The organism is Actinoplanes sp. NPDC048988 (assembly GCF_043197815.1).
Lineage (GTDB): Bacteria > Actinomycetota > Actinomycetes > Mycobacteriales > Micromonosporaceae > Actinoplanes.
Genome location: NZ_JBICTW010000013.1, coordinates 183,158 through 202,051 on the forward strand (window position 1 = coordinate 183,158; position 18,894 = coordinate 202,051).

General features: G+C 69.7%; 18 protein-coding genes and 1 pseudogene. 13 read left to right on the top strand and 6 right to left on the bottom strand.

Going from position 1 to position 18,894, the window contains the following annotated elements:
- Positions 1 to 112: 112 nt before the first annotated feature.
- From ACGFJ7_RS32810 to ACGFJ7_RS32825, 4 genes and pseudogenes are all read left to right on the top strand, one after another.
- Positions 113 to 223: pseudogene (locus tag ACGFJ7_RS32810) on the top strand (SDR family NAD(P)-dependent oxidoreductase); the annotation flags it as partial.
- Positions 224 to 305: 82 nt separating this feature from the next.
- Entirely contained in the window at positions 306 to 533 is a 228-nt protein-coding gene (locus ACGFJ7_RS32815) for an SDR family oxidoreductase (RefSeq protein WP_360254026.1), read from the top strand.
- Positions 534 to 580: 47 nt separating this feature from the next.
- Positions 581 to 1,645: an aldo/keto reductase gene (locus ACGFJ7_RS32820; RefSeq protein WP_360254028.1), complete on the top strand. Its 1,065-nt coding sequence runs from the start codon at positions 581 to 583 to the stop codon at positions 1,643 to 1,645.
- A gap of 80 nt (positions 1,646 to 1,725) precedes the next feature.
- Entirely contained in the window at positions 1,726 to 2,013 is a 288-nt protein-coding gene (locus ACGFJ7_RS32825) for a MaoC family dehydratase (protein ID WP_392645619.1), read from the top strand.
- 223 nt (positions 2,014 to 2,236) lie between these two features.
- Here the strand turns inward: ACGFJ7_RS32825 and ACGFJ7_RS32830 are convergent, their stop codons facing one another.
- On the bottom strand, positions 2,237 to 2,842 hold the full coding sequence (locus tag ACGFJ7_RS32830) for a CE1759 family FMN reductase (protein WP_360253528.1): 606 nt from the start codon (positions 2,840 to 2,842) through the stop codon (positions 2,237 to 2,239).
- Entirely contained in the window at positions 2,839 to 3,942 is a 1,104-nt protein-coding gene (locus tag ACGFJ7_RS32835) for an LLM class flavin-dependent oxidoreductase (protein WP_392645621.1), read from the bottom strand. The genes ACGFJ7_RS32830 and ACGFJ7_RS32835 overlap by 4 nt, the downstream gene beginning before the upstream one ends.
- 150 nt (positions 3,943 to 4,092) lie before the next feature.
- Between ACGFJ7_RS32835 and ACGFJ7_RS32840 the strand changes: the two genes are divergently transcribed.
- The 6 genes from ACGFJ7_RS32840 (at position 4,093) to ACGFJ7_RS32865 (ending at position 11,424) form a co-directional block, all read left to right on the top strand.
- Positions 4,093 to 4,971 carry a DUF6879 family protein gene (locus tag ACGFJ7_RS32840; protein ID WP_392645622.1) on the top strand — a complete coding sequence of 293 codons (879 nt, stop codon included), beginning with the start codon at positions 4,093 to 4,095 and terminating at the stop codon, positions 4,969 to 4,971.
- 51 nt (positions 4,972 to 5,022) lie between these two features.
- On the top strand, positions 5,023 to 6,852 hold the full coding sequence (locus ACGFJ7_RS32845) for an SCO2524 family protein (RefSeq protein ID WP_392645624.1): 1,830 nt from the start codon (positions 5,023 to 5,025) through the stop codon (positions 6,850 to 6,852).
- Between the two features lie 90 nt (positions 6,853 to 6,942).
- Positions 6,943 to 7,704, top strand: coding sequence for an SCO2525 family SAM-dependent methyltransferase (locus tag ACGFJ7_RS32850; RefSeq protein ID WP_360253536.1), 762 nt, complete (start codon positions 6,943 to 6,945; stop codon positions 7,702 to 7,704).
- A gap of 45 nt (positions 7,705 to 7,749) precedes the next feature.
- Complete coding sequence (locus tag ACGFJ7_RS32855; protein WP_360253538.1) at positions 7,750 to 9,597, top strand: SCO2524 family protein; 1,848 nt, start codon at positions 7,750 to 7,752, stop codon at positions 9,595 to 9,597.
- Between the two features lies 1 nt (position 9,598).
- On the top strand, positions 9,599 to 10,516 hold the full coding sequence (locus ACGFJ7_RS32860) for an SCO2523 family variant P-loop protein (RefSeq protein ID WP_360253540.1): 918 nt from the start codon (positions 9,599 to 9,601) through the stop codon (positions 10,514 to 10,516).
- Entirely contained in the window at positions 10,513 to 11,424 is a 912-nt protein-coding gene (locus tag ACGFJ7_RS32865; protein ID WP_392645626.1) for an SCO2522 family protein, read from the top strand. The genes ACGFJ7_RS32860 and ACGFJ7_RS32865 overlap by 4 nt, the downstream gene beginning before the upstream one ends.
- On the opposite strand, the gene ACGFJ7_RS32870 is transcribed toward ACGFJ7_RS32865, so the two are convergent.
- Positions 11,409 to 12,368, bottom strand: a complete 960-nt coding sequence (locus ACGFJ7_RS32870; protein WP_360253544.1) for a DUF6879 family protein — start codon at positions 12,366 to 12,368, stop codon at positions 11,409 to 11,411. The two genes, ACGFJ7_RS32865 and ACGFJ7_RS32870, sit on opposite strands and share 16 nt — an antisense overlap.
- A complete protein-coding gene (locus ACGFJ7_RS32875; protein WP_392645627.1) occupies positions 12,365 to 13,294 on the bottom strand; it encodes an SCO2521 family protein in 930 nt (309 codons plus the stop codon). Before ACGFJ7_RS32875 ends, ACGFJ7_RS32870 begins: the two co-directional genes overlap by 4 nt.
- 224 nt (positions 13,295 to 13,518) lie before the next feature.
- Here ACGFJ7_RS32875 and ACGFJ7_RS32880 point away from each other — a divergent pair, with 224 nt between their 5' ends.
- The 3 genes from ACGFJ7_RS32880 (at position 13,519) to ACGFJ7_RS32890 (ending at position 16,235) form a co-directional block, all read left to right on the top strand.
- Positions 13,519 to 14,493: an FAD-dependent oxidoreductase gene (locus ACGFJ7_RS32880; RefSeq protein WP_392645629.1), complete on the top strand. Its 975-nt coding sequence runs from the start codon at positions 13,519 to 13,521 to the stop codon at positions 14,491 to 14,493.
- Positions 14,490 to 15,434 (top strand): FAD-dependent oxidoreductase, encoded by a 945-nt coding sequence (locus tag ACGFJ7_RS32885; protein WP_392645631.1) that lies wholly within the window; start codon positions 14,490 to 14,492, stop codon positions 15,432 to 15,434. The genes ACGFJ7_RS32880 and ACGFJ7_RS32885 overlap by 4 nt, the downstream gene beginning before the upstream one ends.
- Before the next feature lie 129 nt (positions 15,435 to 15,563).
- Positions 15,564 to 16,235 (top strand): hypothetical protein, encoded by a 672-nt coding sequence (locus tag ACGFJ7_RS32890; protein ID WP_392645633.1) that lies wholly within the window; start codon positions 15,564 to 15,566, stop codon positions 16,233 to 16,235.
- A 186-nt stretch (positions 16,236 to 16,421) separates the two neighbouring features.
- Here the strand turns inward: ACGFJ7_RS32890 and ACGFJ7_RS32895 are convergent, their stop codons facing one another.
- On the bottom strand, positions 16,422 to 17,741 hold the full coding sequence (locus ACGFJ7_RS32895) for a glycosyl hydrolase family 18 protein (RefSeq protein WP_392645634.1): 1,320 nt from the start codon (positions 17,739 to 17,741) through the stop codon (positions 16,422 to 16,424).
- A gap of 64 nt (positions 17,742 to 17,805) precedes the next feature.
- Positions 17,806 to 18,870 carry a winged helix DNA-binding domain-containing protein gene (locus ACGFJ7_RS32900; RefSeq protein ID WP_392645636.1) on the bottom strand — a complete coding sequence of 355 codons (1,065 nt, stop codon included), beginning with the start codon at positions 18,868 to 18,870 and terminating at the stop codon, positions 17,806 to 17,808.
- Positions 18,871 to 18,894: the final 24 nt, after the last annotated feature.

Here is an 18,894-nt window from a genome sequence, read left to right on the forward strand (position 1 = left end):
CGTCATCACATTCGCAGTTTCGGGCCGGACGGGCTTGGCAAACCGGGGGACTCCCCGATTAGTCTAGGCGACGATAAGCGGGGACATCCCCGTTTAGAGTCGAGGAGTCACCATGCCCACAGCGCTCATCACCGGCGGGACGTCGGGAATCGGCCTGACCACCGCGCAACTGCTGCACGCCCGCGGATATCGGGTCGCCGTCACGGGCCAGAACCCCGACACGATCGCCCAGGCGAGGGCCGCCCTCCCCGACGCGCTCGTGACCCGCGCCGACGCGCGGGACCTGGCCGGCACCGGTGACCGAGGTGACCGAGGCTTCGTTCGACGAGCAGGTCGCCATCAACTTCAAGGGCCAGTACTTCACCCTCCAGAAGACGCTTCCGCTGATCGAAGACGGCGGTTCCGTGGTCATCACCGTCGGGATCGGCGCCCGGCGCGTCGCCGAGGTCGTCGCCTTCCTCGCCTCGGACGCGGCCGGTTACGTGACCGGCCAGGACATCGTCGTCGCCGGCGGCTACGGCCTCGGCGCCTGACCGGTCCCCCGCCTTCCCACCGCTCATCATCCGCTCAGGAGAATCTGATGTCACTCACCCTTGACACCTACCGGCAGCTGGGCCGTTCGGGACTGTGGGTCTCGCCGCTCGCGCTCGGCGCCGCCACCTTCGGCAACGACTGGGGCTGGGGCGCCGGCCGCGACGAGGCCCGCCGGCTGTTCGACCTCTACGTCGAGCGCGGCGGCAACTTCATCGACACCGCGGTCACCTACACCAACGGCACCTCCGAGCGGATGCTGGGCGAGTTCGCTCGCGACCGCCGGGAAAGCCTGGTGCTGGCCACGAAGTACACGACACTGCGCACCCCCGGCGACCCGAACTCCGGCGGCGCCGGCCGCAAGAGCCTGACCGGCGCGGTCGAGACCAGCCTGCGACAGCTGGGAACCGACTACATCGACCTGCTCTACCTTCACGTCTGGGACTTCACCACGCCCGTGGAGGAGATCCTGCGCGGCCTGGACGACCTGGTCGGCCAGGGCAAGGTCCTGTACGTGGGAATCTCCAACACCCCGGCCTGGCAGATCTCGCGCATGCAGGCCATCGCCGACCTGCGCGGGTGGTCGCCACTGGTCGCGCTGCAGCTGGAGTACAACCTGGTCGAACGCACCGGCGAGCGGGACCTGTTGCCGATGGCCCGGGAACTCGGACTGGGTACGGTCCTCTGGTCGCCCCTCGCGGGCGGGGTCCTCACCGGCAAATACGGCCGGCAGGACCTGACCGCGCCGGACACCACAGCCGCCGACAGCGCCCGCAAGAGCTTCAACGTGGCGCTCGGCGGGGTCACCGAACGCAACCTCGCGATCGTCGACGTGGTCAAGGAGATCGCCGTCGAGCTGGGCCGCACGCCCGCCCAGGTCGGGCTGGCCTGGACCCTGGAGAACCCCGCGGTGACCTCCCCGATCATCGGTGCCCGCACGTCGTCGCAGCTGCGGGAGAACCTGGGCGCGCTGGACGTCGAGTTCACCCCGGCCCAGCTCGCTCGGCTGGACCGGGCCAGCGCCGTCGAGCTCGGCTTCCCGCACGCGATGCTGGCCAGCGACCACATCCGGGCGCAGACCCGCGGCGACATCACGTTCGCGGCCCGTCGCTGACCCGGGCGGGACGACGGCGTTCGGCCCTCGGCAGTAAACCGACCGATGGCGGAACCGGGTGCGGTGGGCAGGCTGGGCGCATGGCGACATTCGATCCCGCTCAGCACACCGTCGTTGCGGCCCGGACGTTCGCGGACCTTCGGGTCGGTGAGGTGTTCAACGCGCCCAGCCGGACCGTGACCGACGCGCACGCGTCGGCGTTTCCGGCCGTGTCGGCGGACAACCATCCGATTCACTACGACGCGGTGTACGCCCAAGCGCACGGGCACCGGGCGCCGGTGGTGCACGGGCCGCGGATGCTGGCGTTCACGGCGCCCGGGGCGACGCTCGGGAGGTCAACGCCGGGGACACGCTCTACCCCAGTCTGACCATCATCGGGCTGGAGCCGGGTGACGGTACGGGCGGGGTGACCACCCGGGCGACCGTGCACAACCAGCGCGGCGAGCTGGTGCTCTCGGGAGAGCACCGCTATGTGCTGAAAGCCTGACCACCGCCACACGCGAGACGGGCGTCACGGCCTTGAGTGGCAGCGAGGCCGCCCCGGAATACCCGGGGCGGCCTCGCTTGCGGTGGGGTGGACGACGACGCGTACTACAGCAGATCTTTGAAATCGACCGTCAGGGCGAACGGGTCCACCACCGTGACGGGCTCGCGGGAGGCAAGCTCGCGAGCCAGCTCGGCGGAGGCGCGGGTGATGCGGGAACGCAGCGTGCCGTCGGCGGAGTCGGCGCCCCAGTCGTCGCTGGCGGCGAAGACGGCGGTCGGGACGACGACGGCGTGCAGATAGGCGAACATCGGGCGCAGAGCGTGCTCCAGGGCCAGCGAATGGCGGGCCGTGCCGGCCGTGGCGGCGATCAGGACCGGCTTGTCGGCCAGCGCGTCCTTGTCGAGGACGTCGAAGAACGACTTGAACAGGCCGCTGTAGCTGGCGGTGAAGATCGGCGTGACGGCGATCAGGGCGTCGGCCGCGGCCACCGCGTCCAGGGCGTCCTTGAGCGCGGCCGGCGGGAAGCCGGTGAGCAGGTGGTTGGCGATGTCGTGGGCCAGGTCGCGCAGCTCGATGACCTGAACCGTGAGCTCGACGTCGCCGTCCGCGGCGGCGGAGACCACGGACGCGGCGAGCTGGTCGGCCAGCAGGCGGGTCGACGAGGGCTGGCTCAGGCCGGCCGAGACGACGACGAGGTTGCGCTGCTTCATGCCTGGACCTCTTCCTTGCTGTCCTTCTCCAGCTTGGCGGCGAGGAGGGACGCGTGGGTGGGTGCGTCCGGCACGTGGGCCGGCTTGAGGGCGGCGAACTCCTTGCGCAGTACGGGCACGACCTCGCTGCCGAGGAGGTCCAGCTGCTCGAGGACCGTCTTGAGGGGCAGGCCGGCGTGGTCCATCAGGAACAGCTGGCGCTGGTAGTCGCCGACGTAGTCGCGGAAGCCGAGCGTACGGTCGATGACCTGCTGCGGGCTGCCGACGGTGAGCGGGGTCTCGCGGGTGAAGTCCTCCAGCGACGGGCCGTGGCCGTAGACGGGGGCGTTGTCGAAGTACGGGCGGAACTCCTTGACCGCGTCCTGGCTGTTCTTGCGCATGAACACCTGGCCGCCGAGGCCGACGATGGCCTGGTCGGGGTCGCCGTGGCCGTAGTGGGCGAACCGCGAGCGGTACAGCTCGATCATCCGCTGGGTGTGCGAGGCCGGCCAGAAGATGTGGTTGGCGAAGAAGCCGTCACCGTAGAAGGCGGCCTGCTCGGCGATCTCGGGGCTGCGGATCGAGCCGTGCCACACGAACGGCGGGATGTCGTCGAGCGGGCGCGGGGTGCTGGTGAAGCTCTGCAGCGGGGTGCGGAACTTGCCCTGCCAGTCGACGACGTGCTCGCGCCACAGCTGGTGCAGCAGCGCGTAGTTCTCGATGGCGAGCGGGATGCCGGCCCGGATGTCCTTGCCGAACCAGGGGTAGACCGGCCCGGTGTTGCCACGGCCCATCATCAGGTCGACGCGCCCACCGGCCAGGTGCTGCAGCATCGCGAAGTCCTCGGCGATCTTGACCGGGTCGTTGGTCGTGATCAGCGTGGTGGCGGTGCTCAGCTGCAGCGTCGTCGTCTGGGCGGCGATGTACGCGAGGGTGGTGGTCGGCGACGAGGAGAAGAAGGGCTCGTTGTGGTGCTCGCCGAGCGCGAAGACGTCGAGGCCGACCTCCTCCGCGTGCTTGGCGATGGTGACGATGTCCTTGATGCGCTGGCCTTCGGTCGGGGTCACGCCCGTCGTCGGGTCCGTCGTGATGTCACTGACGCTGAAGATTCCGAACTGCATGACCCGCTCCTTGTCCTCCGGGACTCCGTACATCCCGTCGCTGCCACCCACAACCTCTTTGATCGGTCAACTATTTCAAAATCAAAGAACTTGCGCTGCGGCGGGGGTCACACTCGAAGAGGCAGCGCGCGACAACCTGGGGGGCCGCACGTGTTCACCAAGATCGTGGTCACGGCCGTCACCGGCGGTCTGGCCTATCTGCTGACCGGAATCGCCGATCAGCCGGAGATATGGCGAATCACCCTGGCGGTGTTCGTGGCCGGAGTGGCGTTGATGGTCCAGTTCCTGATCGACGTCGCCGACCGATCCCGCGCGGTGATCGAGTCGGTGTCGACGATCAGCGAGGCGGCGGCGCACTTGGCCGGCGCGCAGGACCGCCTCGGGGGCGACAGCCTCGTGCGGCTGGTGGAGTCCGCCGGCCGGATGGATCCCGCCGGGGCCCTGCCGCGTCTGTTCGCGCGCCGTCAGATCGGCGACCTGGCGGATCTGCTCGACGGGCTTCGATCGGGCCGGGCGGAGCACGAGGGCGAGGACCCGGACTGGCTGCTCGGGCTCACCGAGTCGGCGGGCAGCAGCATCGACGCCACCAGCATGACGTCGTTCGACCGGCATCGGGGCTTCGTCGACGAGGGCGAGTTCTGGGAGAGCGACCTGGGCCTGCGCTACCTCGACCGCCAGCGCCAGGCCATCGAGCGCGGCGTCCGCGTCCGGCGGCTGTTCCTGCTCACCGAGGACGCGACCGACGTCGACCAGCTCGGGAAGCTGCTCGAACCGCATCAGAGGATCGGCGTCGAGACCCGCGTCCTGCGCCCGGAGAACGTCTACTTCCTCCACCAGAGCGATCTCGAGGACTTCATCGTCTTCGACCAGCAGATCAGCTACGAGTTCCACACCGCCCATACCCTCAAGAAGAACGTGACCCCGCTGATCGCCAACGTCGCCCTGGTGGTCGACCGCCGGCTGGTCGAGAAACGCCGGCACCGATTCGAAGAGCTGTGGGACGCCGCCAAGCCCAGGGAAGACGGATAAACGCCACTAGCCTCAGAACCGACTCGACTTTGGGCAGGTGACAGCGCACCGATGCACATCCAGCCACGGCAGCAGATACTCGACATCTGGCGATACACGGTCAGGGCATCGCTCGAAGGGAATCGATGGCGCCCGGGCGGCGGCAACTCGATCAGCGACGCCGAGCAGCTTCTCTGCCTCATGTCGCCGTCCACAGAGCTCGATCAGCTGCGGATCAGCCGGCCGGACCTGCTCAGCCCGGACGTCGAGGACGCTCTGCGCGACCTGGGTGAGGCGATCGAAATACCGCAGCGGCTGCTCGTGATACTGACGGCCTACATCAACCGCTACACCGGCCAGGACGGCACTCCCGTCTTCTCCGGTGGGTCGTATCTCCGTTCCAGCGTTGACGGCATGGAGCCGAGCCCCGAGCAGGATCAATGGGATGTGGTGTACTCGTACGCCATATCCGTGCGGTTGATGTTGGCGATCATCGGGTTCACGCGGGATCACCAGCGGGTCGCCAAATCCGATGCCGCCGAACAAGCCCTCACCTTGGAGGACCTTGCCAGCAGGCGGCTGAGCGCCGCGATGGTGGGCCTTCTTCGTAGTTTCACGGTCAGCACCTTTGCCCTGGACAGCGTCGCCGGATCCCACCTGATGCGGATGGCGGACCAGGGTCGCCAGAAGCCGGAGAAGACTGCCGAGAAGCTGCACGAGGCGCTGCGCGAGGTCCTAGCCGGGCTGCGCGATGACGTGACGATCGAAGGCCCCCGGTGGCTCTTCGAATGCGGCTGGTCCTGGGGCGTCGTTCGCGGGGCCTCCCCGATCGAGACCAGCGCCGTCATCGGCCGCCAGCCGGAGGGGGTCGCCCACAACGCGCCCGATCTGTACTTCACCACGGTCGCCCTGGAAGCGGCGCGGGCGTTGGCGGCGAACCGCACCATGCTGCCCGCATGGCTCGACCCCGAGCAACTCCGGTTGGTTCAGCAGTTGGGGGTGCGTGCCGAGCTCGTCCGGATGCATTGGGCGACCATCGCCACCCTCGAGTCCGACGGCGCCTGGCCGGTCGAGGATCTGCCGTGGAGGACGACCGACGGCCGTGAAAGCGAGTACTACAGCTTGCTGGTCGCCGGGTCGGTCTTGTCGCAGATGACGGGCGAGAGACCCGCCGAGGACAGGCTGCGCCGGCTGTTGACCATCCTTGAGCGGCTGGCGGAGCGCAACGGCGTCACCGCCCGCATGCCGGGTGACGACGTGGGCGCCGCGCGAAACCATTACCAGGGCATGAGCTTTCCGTTGATCGGCAGCGAGACGCCGACCAGCCCACAGCTGACGTGGAATCTCGTGGACATTGCCCCGGCGCTTCTCAAACGCACGGTGGAGCTGGCCGCCATCAGCCCCAGCGGAGCATTACGACGTGCGGCCATCGATCTCGCCGACAGGATCGGGGACCATCTGGCGCTCCGGCGGCGGCCCGACAGCCCCGGCGAAGGTCTGTGGGACTCTCCGGCGGGAGTGTTCTCGCAAGCGGGCGCCGCGGAAGGGCGACTCGACTGGGGGTACACCGAGCGAGTCGTCGACTGCCTCGTCGCCGCCGCCCGCAAGGTGTCGCGGCAACGCGCGCGGCCCGCGAAAACCTGCCCGAGCGACCGGGCGTCGCGGCGTCCTACGCCTATCGCGTCCTGCACGCGCTGGGTCGCCTGGAGGCAGCCCGCCGAGGGAGCCCGTGACAACCCAGGCGCTCGCGAACGGGTGACACTGGTGGCGCGGAAACGGTCACACGGTGCAGGATGGCGGTTACAGGCAGGAATCGGAGAAGGGTTACGGGCGAAAAGAGTCGAATTTCCAACCAGAGATTGCCCGAGAGGCGTATCGCTTAAGGGACGGGGCATGTCTTAATGTGCAACCCCGAGACTGGTGACTAGGGTCGGCCATACAGTTGATGGTGTCGCCGGCCGTGTCGACTACGGAACGCCGGAAGGACCGCCTGTGCCCCCGATCAATCCTGTGGTGACGCCGACCATGCCCGTCGGCGATCAGGACGTGGACTGGGACCACTTCGACTCACAGGCCTACTTCAACCACAACTACAGCGAGCTGCGCGCGGACGACAGCCGCATCATCGAGATCGTCTCCGACTACTTCCAGCGGGCGATTCCGCGCAACAAGTCGGGGCTGGCGATCGACGTCGGCAGTGGGGCCAACCTGTACCCGGCATTGACCATGCTGCCGTACTCCTCCGGAGTGACACTCTTCGAGCGGGCTTTCACCAACCGCGAGTGGCTGAAGAACGAGATCGCCCGGCCGCGGGAGTCGTGGAAGCAGTTCTGGGACGCCGTCTCGGTGGGCCGCCCGGACTACGAACGCGTCAACAACCCGTGGGACCTGCTGCACCGCCAGGCCAAGGTGGTCGAGGGCAACGTGTTCACCCTGGCTCCCGGGCAGTACGACATGGGCACGATGTTCTTCGTCGCCGAGTCCATCACCGTCCGGATGAACAAGTTCGAGGAGGCCACCCGCCGGTTCGTCCGTTCGCTGAACGCGGGGGCGCCGTTCGCCGCCGCCTTCATGCGCAACTCCTCCGGCTATGTCGTCTCCGGTCTGCGCTTCCCCGCCTGCTCGATCGCCGAGGAGGACGTCGTCCGGGCTCTTGCCCCGGTTGCGCGCAACGTGGACATTAAGACGGTGGAGAGCAACGACCTCCGCGATGGCTACTGCGGAATGATGGTGGCCACCGGCCGGAAGAAGTAGCGTCCCTCCACACAGGCCCACGGACGGGTAGGTGACGGCGCAACCATGCAGATCCAGCCTCGCCAGCAGCTTCTGGACATCTGGCGTGCCATGGCTCGGGTGTCCTATTACGACGACGACTGGCTTCCGGGCGGGCGTAACGGCAGCAACTCGATCAGCGACGCGGAACAGTTGCTGTGCATCATGTCGCCGGCCACCGAGATACCGATGTTCCGTCTCGACCGTCCCGACGCTGTCGCGAACGACGTGCTCGAGGCGCTCAAGCCGCTCGGCGACAACCTGCAGATCCCGCAGACATTGCTGCGGGCCCTGAACGGTTACATCGAGCGGTACACCGCGCCGGACGGCACGCCGCTGTTCTCCGGCGACACGTACTTCCTGCCCGAGGACGAGAACGCCGAGGTCAAACGGGAGCAGCGCGAGCTCGACGTGGTCGACTCGTTCTCCATCTCGGTCACCCTGATGCTGGCCACCATCGGGTTCACGAAGATCTTCCGTCAGGTGGTCACCCGGCCGCAGCTGCTGGAGAGCGTCGACAAGCTGGAGCGGGCGGCCAGCCTGCGGCTGTCGGCGGCGATGGCCGGGTTGCTGCGCAGCTTCGCGGTGAACGTCTTCACCGTCGAGAGCGCGGCCGGGCGTGAGCTGCTGCGCACCGTCAACCAGGAGCGGCGGCCGGCCCATCAGGTGATCGACGAGCTGCGCGAGACCCTGCGGGAGATCAACGCCCGGCTGCGCGACGACGTCCAGATCGGATCCGGCGCCGCCGAGGGCAGCGAGCTCGACAATCCGAACCGGCTCTTCGAGTGCGGCTGGTCGTGGGGCATCGTCCGGGACGCGCCCGAGATCGAGACCACCGCGAAGATCGGCGAGCAGCGGACCGGCGTCGCGCAGAACGCGCCGTACCTCTACTTCACGACCGTCGCCATGGACGCCATTCAGGCGTTGTCGTCGGAGCGGACCCGCCTGCTCGGCCTGCTCGACACCGAGCAGGCCCGTCTCGCGCAGTCGCTGCAGCTGCGGTTCGAGTTGACCCGGTCGTACTGGGCGACCATCGCGACCTTCGGCTCGGGACGCTGGCCGCTGGAGGACCTGCCCTGGCGTACCACCGACGGCATCGAGTTCGACTACTCGAGCCTGCTGGTCGGCGGCATCGTCATCCAGGACATGCAGGCCGTGCGCGCCTCGAACGCCGAGCTGAGCCGGGTCGCCGGCGTCCTGGAGGAACTGGCCAACCGCAGCCGGATCACCCGCCGCTCGACGCAACCCGAGACCGCCGTCAACGTGCAATACCCCGGCCTGCACTTCCCGCTGGAGGGCACCGAGGAGATCGGCGGGCCACGGCTGGCCTGGACGGTCGCCGACATCTCGCCCACGCTGTTCCGGCGCGCGCTGACGCTGGCCGGCATGCTGGACGACAGCGCGATCCGCAGCCGCCTGTTCGACCTGGCCGACGCCATCTGGGATCACTTGCGCGCCCGGATGCTGCGGGAGGGCGACGACCACGGGCTCTGGGACCGGCCGGCCGGTGCCTACAACTACCTTCCCGACGACGTCCGCGACGTGTCCTGGTACTACACCAAGCGGGTGGTGGACTGCCTGGTCGCGGCGGCCCGCCTGATCAACAACCCGCCGCTGGGCAGCCTGTTGCTGGCCGAGGTCGCGGCCGAGATGCTCAACGAGGCCGACCACCTCTACAACCGTGAGCTGCTCAACGGCACCACCACCCGGGGCGAGACGTTGCGGGTCGAGCTGGAACGCATCGGCACGGAGCTGCGGCGGGCCGGCTCGGTACGGCGGGAACGGCCCGGCGTCGCGATGGCCCTCGCCGGCGAGGTGCTGCGCAAGCTCGACCGGCTGTCCGCGGCCCGGCGGGCCGACAGCGGGGTGGCCTGAGGTGCTGCTCTTCGCGACGTCCGACAAGGGCGGCACGGGCCGGTCGGTGACCAGCAGCAACCTGGCCTACCGGCACGCGCTGCAGGGCTACGACGCGTGCTATCTCGACTTCGATTTCGGGTCACCGACGTCGGGGGCGATCTTCGATCTGCCCGAGGCGCTGGCCGGGGTCGAGTCCGGCGGCCTGCACACCTACCTGCTCGAGGGGTCGCCCGAGCCCCGGCGGATCAACGTGTGGGCCGATTCGCAGCGTGAGGCGTTGCGCAGCCGGCCGGCCGGGGCCGGGCGGCTCACCCTGGTGCCCGGGGACGCCGGGCGGGGCGAGTTCAGTTCCGCGCCGGGGATCGTCGACCGGTGCGTGACGCTGTTCCAGCGGCTCGACGAGGAGTACGACCTGATCCTGGTCGACCTCAGCGCCGGGCGCTCCTACGCGACGGAGATCGTGCTGGCCGCCACCCAGCACGCGGCGCTGCGCGACGTGCAGGCGCGCTGGCTGGTGTTCCACCGGTGGACCCGGCAGCACATCATCGCCGCGAGCGGCCTCGTCTTCGGCCGGTACGGCATCATCGAGACCGCCGGGCATCTTGGGCACGACACCGCCCAGCTGCGCGAGTCGATCCGGTTCGTGCGTACGGCCGTACTGGATCCCTCCTCCCCCGACCAGGCCGGCCTGCGGGCCGAGCAGCTGGCCTGGCTCGACGTCTGCAACCGGCGCCTGCAGGATCTGGCCTCGCGCAAGGGCGTCGGCCGGCTCAACATGATCGGTGAGGTGCCGCTCGATCCGGTGCTGCAATGGCAGGAGCAGCTGATCTCGAACGATGACGTGTGGCTGCACCGCACGGCCAACGAGCGTACGGTCGCCGCCTTCGAGGACCTGTCCAAGAAGATCGTCGACGCGAGCGCGTGGGTCGGCCTGTGACCCGCTCGGTGGCCCTGTCGCACCTCTCGCTCGAGCTCGGCCATCTCTACATGGACGACTTCGAGGGCGGCGAGAAAAACCTCAGGGAGCAGTTCCGGCGCGTACGTCCGTGGGCCGAGACCGCCTCCCGCATGACCGAGGCCGCAGTCACCCGCAGCCGGCCCCGGATCAGCACGTGTTTCCTGATCGACGACTACTTCACCCGGTTCTCCACGCCCCGCGACGTGGTCACGATGCTGGTCGAGGCGGCCCGCGCCGAGGGGCTGACGATCGACTACGTGGCCCGGGAGTCGGGCTGCGCCCGCGCCGGCGACGTCGACGTGGCCCGTCTCGTGCAGGACCATCTGGTCGACGAGCCGGCCGAGGGGGCGAACGGCCGGCCGGCCACCAAGATCACCGGCTGGCTCAGCAACGGCGAGCGGTCCCCGTCCGCGCCCACCTCGGCGATGGCGGCGCCGCGGCAGTGGCAGCCGGCCCGGCAGAGCGCCGTGCAGAACCATTCGATCTTCGTGGACGTCGAGTTGTGGAGCGACCGGCCGGACGGCGACCGCCTGTGGTCCTGCCCGTTCCTGGCCGCCGTGTGGCAGCTGCAGCGTCTCGGCCTGGTGCGCCGGCTGGGCGAGCCGATCGCCGAGCCGGAGCCGGGCACCCCGGGCGAGCTGCCGGCCGAGTGGGATCGGATGCCGCCCGTCGTGCGGCTCAACCCGCAGGCGGCGCCGTTTCGCGCCTACCGGTCCTTCACCGCGATGGACGCCCGGTTCCTGCCGATCGAGCTGGCCGTCCGGACCATCCTGGGCGCCGTGGCGATCGATCCGGTGGCCGCGGCGCAGGTGCGCGACCGGGCCCGGGCCGAGGGTCTCGACCTGCCCGAGGAGACGGTGGGCCGGATCGGTTACGCCCTGCTCTGAGGGTGCGGGTCGAGCTCACGGGAGACGTCCCACAGCTCCCGGAAGAGCTGCGCGCACTCCTTGACCCGCGAGTCGGTCAACACCAGGCGGGTCTCGGCCACCTGCGCCAGTTGCGGGTCGTTGGTGGTCGGTGTCGTCTCGTACGCCAGGGTGTCGTCGAAGATGATGAGGTCGCGCAGCTGGACCTGGAGCGGGGTGGGCACCGCCGCCCGGTCCAGCAGGCGGACGTCGATGAGCATCTCGCGCTGTTCCTGGTAGGCCTTGCGCAGGCTGGGCTCGTGCTCCATGTCCGGCACGTCGAGCACGAAGATGCGCCGCACCCGCTTGCCGGCCCGGGCCGCCCGGCGCTGGGCGTCGAGGTAGCGCTGGCCGATCTCGCTCTGCCACAGGTCGTGGTCGACGGCGGCCAGGCTTATCGCGTCGACGCTCTCGGTGGCGTGCCGGGTCAGGCCGAGCAGCCAGTCGCGGTCCTCGCCGTAGTAGGTGACCGTGCCGCCCTCGGCGAGCTGCTTGAGGAAGTCGGACGTCTCTTTGATCTTGGCCTGGACGAACTGGTAGACGATCGGCGGCGAGTCGGGCGAGATGTTCGTCGAGTTGCGCACCAGCTGGGTGACCAGGTCGGTCTGCAGGGCCGAGGCCTCGATCAGGCCGAACAGCGCGGTGGCCTCGCTGATCTCGGTGAAGGCGTCGCCGACCAGCTTCTTCATGTCCTCCATGCCGTCCTTCTGCAGCCGCTCGACGACGGCCAGGCGCTTCTCGAACTCGATGAGGAAGCGGATGATCACCACAATGCCGCCGATCAGGACGGACAGTGTCAGGCAGACCGACTGCGGCTGGTCCAGCCCGTTGGTGATCAGGTAGGTGAGGCCGCCGGTGGCCAGCGTGGCCAGCGCCGTCCGCAGGACGCCGGGTCCCTCGCCGAACTGGCGCGACAGGGTGCTCACCGCGGTGTCGCCGCGGACAGGGCCGCCACCGCCCCGAGCGCGAGCTGGTCGCGGATGCGGTCGCGCAGCAGCACCCACTGCCGGGTCAGCGCGGCCCGCCTCTCCACGACCTCCCAGAGCCGTTCGGCCGGCTCGCCGCCGCGCCCGCCGGGCAGCCACAGGTGCAGCAGGTAGTCGACGGCGGGCCGCAGCCGGCGCAGCGACTCGTCGAGCGGCAGGGCGCCGATGGCCGCTCGGTCGACGATGCCGTCGACCGAGGTGAGCAGCCAGTCGTGCAGGGCCAGGTCCTCGGCGAAGGTCACCAGCAGCCGGGCGTCGACGTCATCGGCCGCGTGCACGTGCAGCAGGCGCAGCTGGTCGTCGTGCACGTCGAAGCGGGGCGGGGCGGCGGTCTCGGACCGCTCGACGACGAATCGCAGCCGGGTCCGGGGCAGGCGCAACCGGTCGCGGGACCGGCCGCCGTCGGGGACCGCGCTCTGCACCACGTCGGACGCCCGGGCCGCGATTTCGCCCAGGTCGAGGGCGTTCGGGGCCCGCTCGGCGGCGGCGAAGCCGGCGGCCAGCTCGGCCGGGCGGCACCGGCCGACGGTCTCGATGACGCCGGGCCGGGCCAGGTAGTGCGACCAGGGCTGGCGTGCGCTGCCCGTGACCGGCACCAGGGTGGCCCAGGCCGTGCCCTGCACGACGTGGCCGCCGGTGATGGCGGCGCCCTGCAGGACGGTGCCGATGCCGCGCACCTGACGGGCGGGTGCGGGCACGCCGAGAGGGCAGTCGACGCCGACGGGACGCTCGGGTGAGCGGGCGTACGCGCGGGGGCGATCCAGGCGCAGCACAGGCTCGCCGGCCACCAGGTCGACCAGCAGCGCCGCCGCGCTCGCGCTCATCGGGTCGCGCCCGCGCAGCAGCCCGGTGTGGACCTCGCCCACGATGACCACGTCCAGGCCCCCAACCTTCGACGGTGGATCCGCCGTTCGATTGGAACCCAAAGGTCGGCGGATTGCAACACCGTGCGTGATCGAACGTCGACGTTACGTGGCATTGCCTACCATCCATTGTGGCAGGTGGCAAGGACCGGACGCCAAAAGCGGCAGTCGCCGGAGAAATTCTCACGTCCCCCCTTTACGGGATCGATGACAGTTAGCTTCGGAAGGTGACCTCAGACCGACCCGATGTGCTCGTCGTCGGCGCCGGTGTCTCCGGCCTGACCACAGGTGTGCTGCTGGCCGAGAGCGGTGTCCGCGTTCGTCTGCGCGCCGAGCAGGAGCCGCGCGAGAGCAGCTCGGCCGCCGCCGGGGCCATCTGGGACCCGATCTACGCCAAACACGACCGGGTCGAGCACTGGGCGGCCCGCTCCTACGACGTCTTCACCGAGCTGGCACAGAACGGCTTCCCGGGTGTCCGGGTCATCGACGGCGTGGAGGCCTCACGCGTCGCGATCCCCACCCCGGGCTGGGCGGTGGGCCTGCCCGGCTACCGCGACTGCACCCCCGCCGACCTGCCACGCGGTTTCGCCAGCGGATGGCACTACACGGCCCCGATCATCGACATGCCCGCCTACCTGCACGAGCTGCAGCGCCGGCTGATCGCCGCGGGCGGGGAGCTCGTCTTCGGCCGGCGGCTGCCCAGCCTGGGCGACGCGTTCGCCGACACCGACGTGGTGGTCAACTGCAGCGGGGTCGGCGCCCGCGAGCTGGTGCCCGATCCGACGGTCCAGCCGATCCGGGGGCAGCTCGTCGCCGTACACAATCCGGGTCTGACCGAGTTCTTCGCCGAGCACACCGACGAGCTGGGCGAGATGACCTATCTGCTGCCGCAGGGCGACGTGCTGCTGCTGGGCGGCAGCGCCGAGAAGGGCGAGGCCGACCCGGTGCCCGACATCCGGATCGCCGAGGCCATCGTGCGGCGGTGCAGCGAGATCTTCCCGGCCATCGGCGGCGCCGAGATCCTCGGGCACCGCACGGGGATCCGGCCGTCGCGGCCCGAGGTGCGCGTCGAGCACGAGGAGCTGGGCGGCGGCCGGCACATCGTGCACAACTACGGGCACAGCGGGGCCGGCGTCAGCCTGTCGTGGGGTTGCGCGGACGACGTCGCCTCGATGGTGAAGGACATAACCTCGGCAGTGTGAGATTCGACGTTCTCGTGGTCGGCGCCGGCGTCGTCGGCCTGACCACCGCCATCCGCTTGCGGGAGCAGGGCCTGAGGGTACGGGTCCGGGCCGAGTCGGTGTCGGCGGACACGACCTCGGCCGCGGCCGGGGCGATCTGGGACGCGGAGCTGGCCGACCACCCGGACGTACGGCGGTGGACCGCCACCACCTTCGACGTCCTGACCGGGCTGGCCGCCGACCCCGCGGCCGGGGTGCGGGTGACGCCGGGCGTGGAGGCGTCCCGGACGCCGGTCGCGATCCCGGAATGGGCCACCGCGTGCGACCCGGACGATCTGCCGGCCGGGTTCGTGACCGGCTGGCGCTACGAGTCACCGATCACGGACATGCCGGTGTACCTGTCCTGGCTGGCGAAGCGGTTCACGGGTGAGGTGGTGCCCGGACGGCTCGACCGGCTCGAGGACGGGTTCGCGGAGGCGCCGATCGTGGTCAACTGCACCGGGCTGGGTTCGCGGGAACTGGTTCCGGACCCGGAGGTGACGGCGTGCCGCGGGCAGCTCGTGGTGGTGCGCAACCCGGGCCTGGACCATTTCTTCCTCGAGTACACCGACTTCGTCGAGGAGATGACCTACCTGATTCCGCAGGGCGACGCTCTCCTGCTCGGCGGGTGCGCGACCTTCGGCTCGGAGAGCCTGGCGCCCGACCCGGTGGTCGCGCGGCGCATCGTCGAACGCTGCGCGACAGTGTTCCCCGAGGTCGCGGACGCGCCGCTGCTCGGTCACCGGGTCGGGCTGCGGCCGATGCGGCCGACCGTGCGGCTGGAGGCCGAGAATCGGGGCGGCGGCCGTCACCTCGTCCACAACTACGGGCACGGGGGCGCCGGCGTCAGCACCTCGTGGGGCTGCGCCGGCGACGTCGCGGACATCGTGCGGGATCTGCTCAGCGGTCCTGGAGGCGCTTGACGTGATCGACCTCCCGCTCGCCGAGCGCCGGTGATTCGCCCCGGGATCGTGCATCTGTGTCTGCAGGGGTGATGGAGACGCGGTGCCGAGCAGCCGGGGCCGGCCCCGCGTGCCGTTAGGCTCGCCGGCATGCCGGACAGCACCCCGACGTCGCGCACGGTCGGCGACGACGTCATCGAGGGGCGACAACGCCTCGTCTTCGTCAACCGAGGCGATCATTACGCGCTCAGCACGCTCGGTGTCTTCGCGGACGGCGTCGTCCTCTGGCGGTTCGGATCCACCGATCTCGACGGTCTCCGCGCCGCGTTCGACGACGGCACGCTGACCCTGACCCCGCCCGAAGGGGCATCGCTGATCATCGCCGGTACGGCAAGGGGAACCGTGCCAGCACTGGAGTCGTGGTTGACGCCCGAGATGGTGATCGGCGAGCTCGCCGACGAGCTTGACGATCTCAATGATCGGCCGGACTCCTCCCGGCGCTGCTGGAACGCGCTGCTGGCGTATGCCGCCGCCCCGACCCGGGCCAACCTGGAGATTGTTCGCGAGTTGTACCGGGCGGTGCCCGAACACAGGCGGATCTACATGCTCGGCGACATGGACCAGAACGACGTACCGGTGCGGATCCTGCTCGCCGATCCGGGCGCGACGATTCCGGCCCGGCACCCGGACCACACGCTCACGGTGACCCCGGAGCTCCGGGAGCAGGCGCTCGGCTATTTCCGCCGGAGCGAGGCCGGTGTTGCCGAAAGCCGGGCGCAGCGGGTGGCGGACGGACCGGAGACTAGCGCCACCCGGCAATAGCGGCGACGCTGCTCGGCACAGGTGACGCGCGGTTGCTCTACAACGACTGGGCCTCGAAGTACGGGAACTCGAGCGGCGCCAACTGGCTGGGCCGGCTGATGGAGCTGATGCGTTCGGAGATCGCCGGCCGTTGAACAGAATCACCGGCCCGGGGACGGTCCGGGCCGGTGATCAGATCCTGTCGGGTCAGCGGCCCTGGAGACGCTTGACGTTGTCGCCGAACGTCCAGGACTTGGAGCCGTCCCAGTTGATCGACCAGGTCATCAGGCCCTTGATGCCGGGGACGCTGTTGTAGGCCTGGGTGACCAGCGACGGCGTCATGTAACCACCGCCGGCACCGGGCTGGGCGGGCAGGCCCGGGACCTGCTTGTCGTACGGGATCCGGATGGTCGTGCCCTGAATGGTGAGGCCGTTGTTGAGGCATTGGGTCTGCACGGTGAAGCCCTGCACCGTGCCGGCCGAGTAGGAGTCACCGGAGCAGCCGTACATCGAGCCGTTATAGTACTGCATGTTCAGCCACCAGAGCCGGCCGTTGTCCAGGTACTTCTTGATGATCGGCAGGTATGAGCCCCAGATCGAGCCGTAGGTGACGCTGCCGCCGGTGACGTAGGCGGTCTCGGGGGCCATGGTGAGGCCGAAGTTCGCGGGCATCTGGGCCAGCACGCCGTCGATGATGCGGATCAGGTTGGCCTGCGAGGTCGACAGGGTGTTGATGTTCCCGCTGCCGGTGAGGCCGGTCTCGATGTCGATGTCGATGCCGTCGAAGTTGTACTGCTTGAGAATCGGCACGATCGTGGCGACGAACCGGTCGGCGACGGCGGCCGAGCTCAGGTCGACACCGGCCGTGGCCCCGCCGATCGACATCAGGACGGTGGCGCCGGCGGCCTTGGCCGCGCAGATCTCGGCCGCCGTGGGCACCTTGACCCCGGCGTCCATGCCGTTCTCCCACAGCACCGTGCCGTCGGAGCGGATCACCGGGAAGGCCGCCATCAGCACGTTGTAGCCGTGCTGCGTGATCCGGCTGTCGTTGATCGGGATCCAGCCCATTCCCGGGTGTACGCCGTTGGAGGCACCGTCCCAGTTCTCCCAGTAGCCCTGGAGCACTTTGCCGGCGGGCCGCCCCTTGACCGCACAACCGGTCGCGGGCGGGGTGGTGGCCGGCGGAGTCGTGACGGGCGGGGTCGTGGTAGGCGGGGTCGTGGTAGGCGGGGTCGTGGTAGGCGGGGTCGTGGTAGGGCCGCCGGTGCACGCGCCGAGGTCCTTCCACAACGTCGGCGTCGAGGCCGGGTTCCAGCCGGTCCCGGCCCAGGCGGTGTGCGTGACCAGCGCCTGGTAGAGGTGCGCGTTGTAGGTGACCTGCTGCCCGGCCGTGTACGTCGGCCCCTCGCTCCACGTCACCCCGGAGCAGGCGACGGCCGCCGAGCCCGGGAGCGCGGCCAGCACCGTCGAGCCGGCCGCCACCGCCACCCCGGTGACCAGCGCTAACACAAGACGACGGACACCCATGGCGACTCCCTCGATGCGTGCGTGACGTGCGACACCCACATCATGGAGTTCACCTTCATAAATATCAAGGGTTCTTAACAGTCAGCGGCATCCCCAGGTAGGACGCGTAGACGGCCAGCGCCTCCTCGGCCGCCCGGTGATCTTTCGCGGTGAAGGACACCAATGGAGTGACGGTGATCGTGACGCCCTTGGCGGTGATCGCCCGCTTCCAGGTCGCCACGACGCGGCCGTCACGGACCAGCGTCGACTGGAACATCCCGTTGCCACCCGGAATGATCGCCGCCAACTGTTCCGGCGTGGCCATCAGAGAGCGGTCCTTGTAGCCGAGCATGTATTCGTCGAAGCCCGGCAGCGCCCACCACTGCGCGACCGCGGCGGAGGAGAAGCCGGGCGCGACGACCATCTCGACGCCGTCGACGTCCACGGTGTCCAGTTCGGCCCCCGCGATACCGGCTTTGCAGTCGGTCATGGTCAGGCCGGTCCAGCCGGCGAAATCCTTGCGGGTGGCGGGACCGTGGCTGCGGAAGTAGCGCAGCGCGATCAGGGCCAGCGCCTCCTCCCGGGACGGGCGGCGCGGGGACGGCACCCACTCGTCGAGCAGGACGAAGGTCTGCTCCTTGCCGATGTGCGGGCCGATCACCGTCACGCCGCGCTGGGCCGCGTACCAAAGCAGGTGATAGCCCCGCTGGCCGGTGGTCGCGACGCCGCTCTCGGCCAGCACCTGCAGGCACTGGGCGCGGGTCAGGCGCCCTCCCCCGGCCAGCGCCGCGCCCAGGATGTCGACCGCCCGGTCGGCGTCGGCCTCCGACAGCCCGATGGTCTCCCGGCGTTTGGCGGCGCCGGCGAGCGCCCGCGAACCCATCAGATCGAGCATCCAATGGACGTCCGCGGGCGGGACGAAGTGGACCGTGCCGCGCATCGGCCACGTGCGCACGGCCTCGCGTCTCTCCACGGCGGCCTCGACGTCGGCCAGTGTGAAACCGGGCAGCCGGGCGCCGAAGGACCACAGGCCACTGTTCACATCCTGCGCCTGCATGGCGCCGAACCACTCCACCACCTCGGCCACCGACGACAGAGCGGGCGGAAACAGCGCTGACATGCGAAGGCCCAGGGCCGTCGTGGAATCCATGACGACGACCCTAGGCCCCGGGTA

Bases quoted from the DNA above. Each gene is read 5' to 3' on its own strand.
- ACGFJ7_RS32820 (WP_360254028.1), top strand. From the start codon at position 581: ATGTCACTCACCCTTGACACCTACCGGCAGCTGGGCCGTTCGGGACTG.
- ACGFJ7_RS32900 (WP_392645636.1), bottom strand. From the start codon at position 18,870: ATGGATTCCACGACGGCCCTGGGCCTTCGCATGTCAGCGCTGTTTCCG.
- ACGFJ7_RS32825 (WP_392645619.1), top strand. From the start codon at position 1,726: ATGGCGACATTCGATCCCGCTCAGCACACCGTCGTTGCGGCCCGGACG.
- ACGFJ7_RS32830 (WP_360253528.1), bottom strand. From the start codon at position 2,842: ATGAAGCAGCGCAACCTCGTCGTCGTCTCGGCCGGCCTGAGCCAGCCC.
- ACGFJ7_RS32895 (WP_392645634.1), bottom strand. From the start codon at position 17,741: ATGGGTGTCCGTCGTCTTGTGTTAGCGCTGGTCACCGGGGTGGCGGTG.
- ACGFJ7_RS32835 (WP_392645621.1), bottom strand. From the start codon at position 3,942: ATGCAGTTCGGAATCTTCAGCGTCAGTGACATCACGACGGACCCGACG.
- ACGFJ7_RS32855 (WP_360253538.1), top strand. From the start codon at position 7,750: ATGCAGATCCAGCCTCGCCAGCAGCTTCTGGACATCTGGCGTGCCATG.
- ACGFJ7_RS32845 (WP_392645624.1), top strand. From the start codon at position 5,023: ATGCACATCCAGCCACGGCAGCAGATACTCGACATCTGGCGATACACG.
- ACGFJ7_RS32890 (WP_392645633.1), top strand. From the start codon at position 15,564: ATGCCGGACAGCACCCCGACGTCGCGCACGGTCGGCGACGACGTCATC.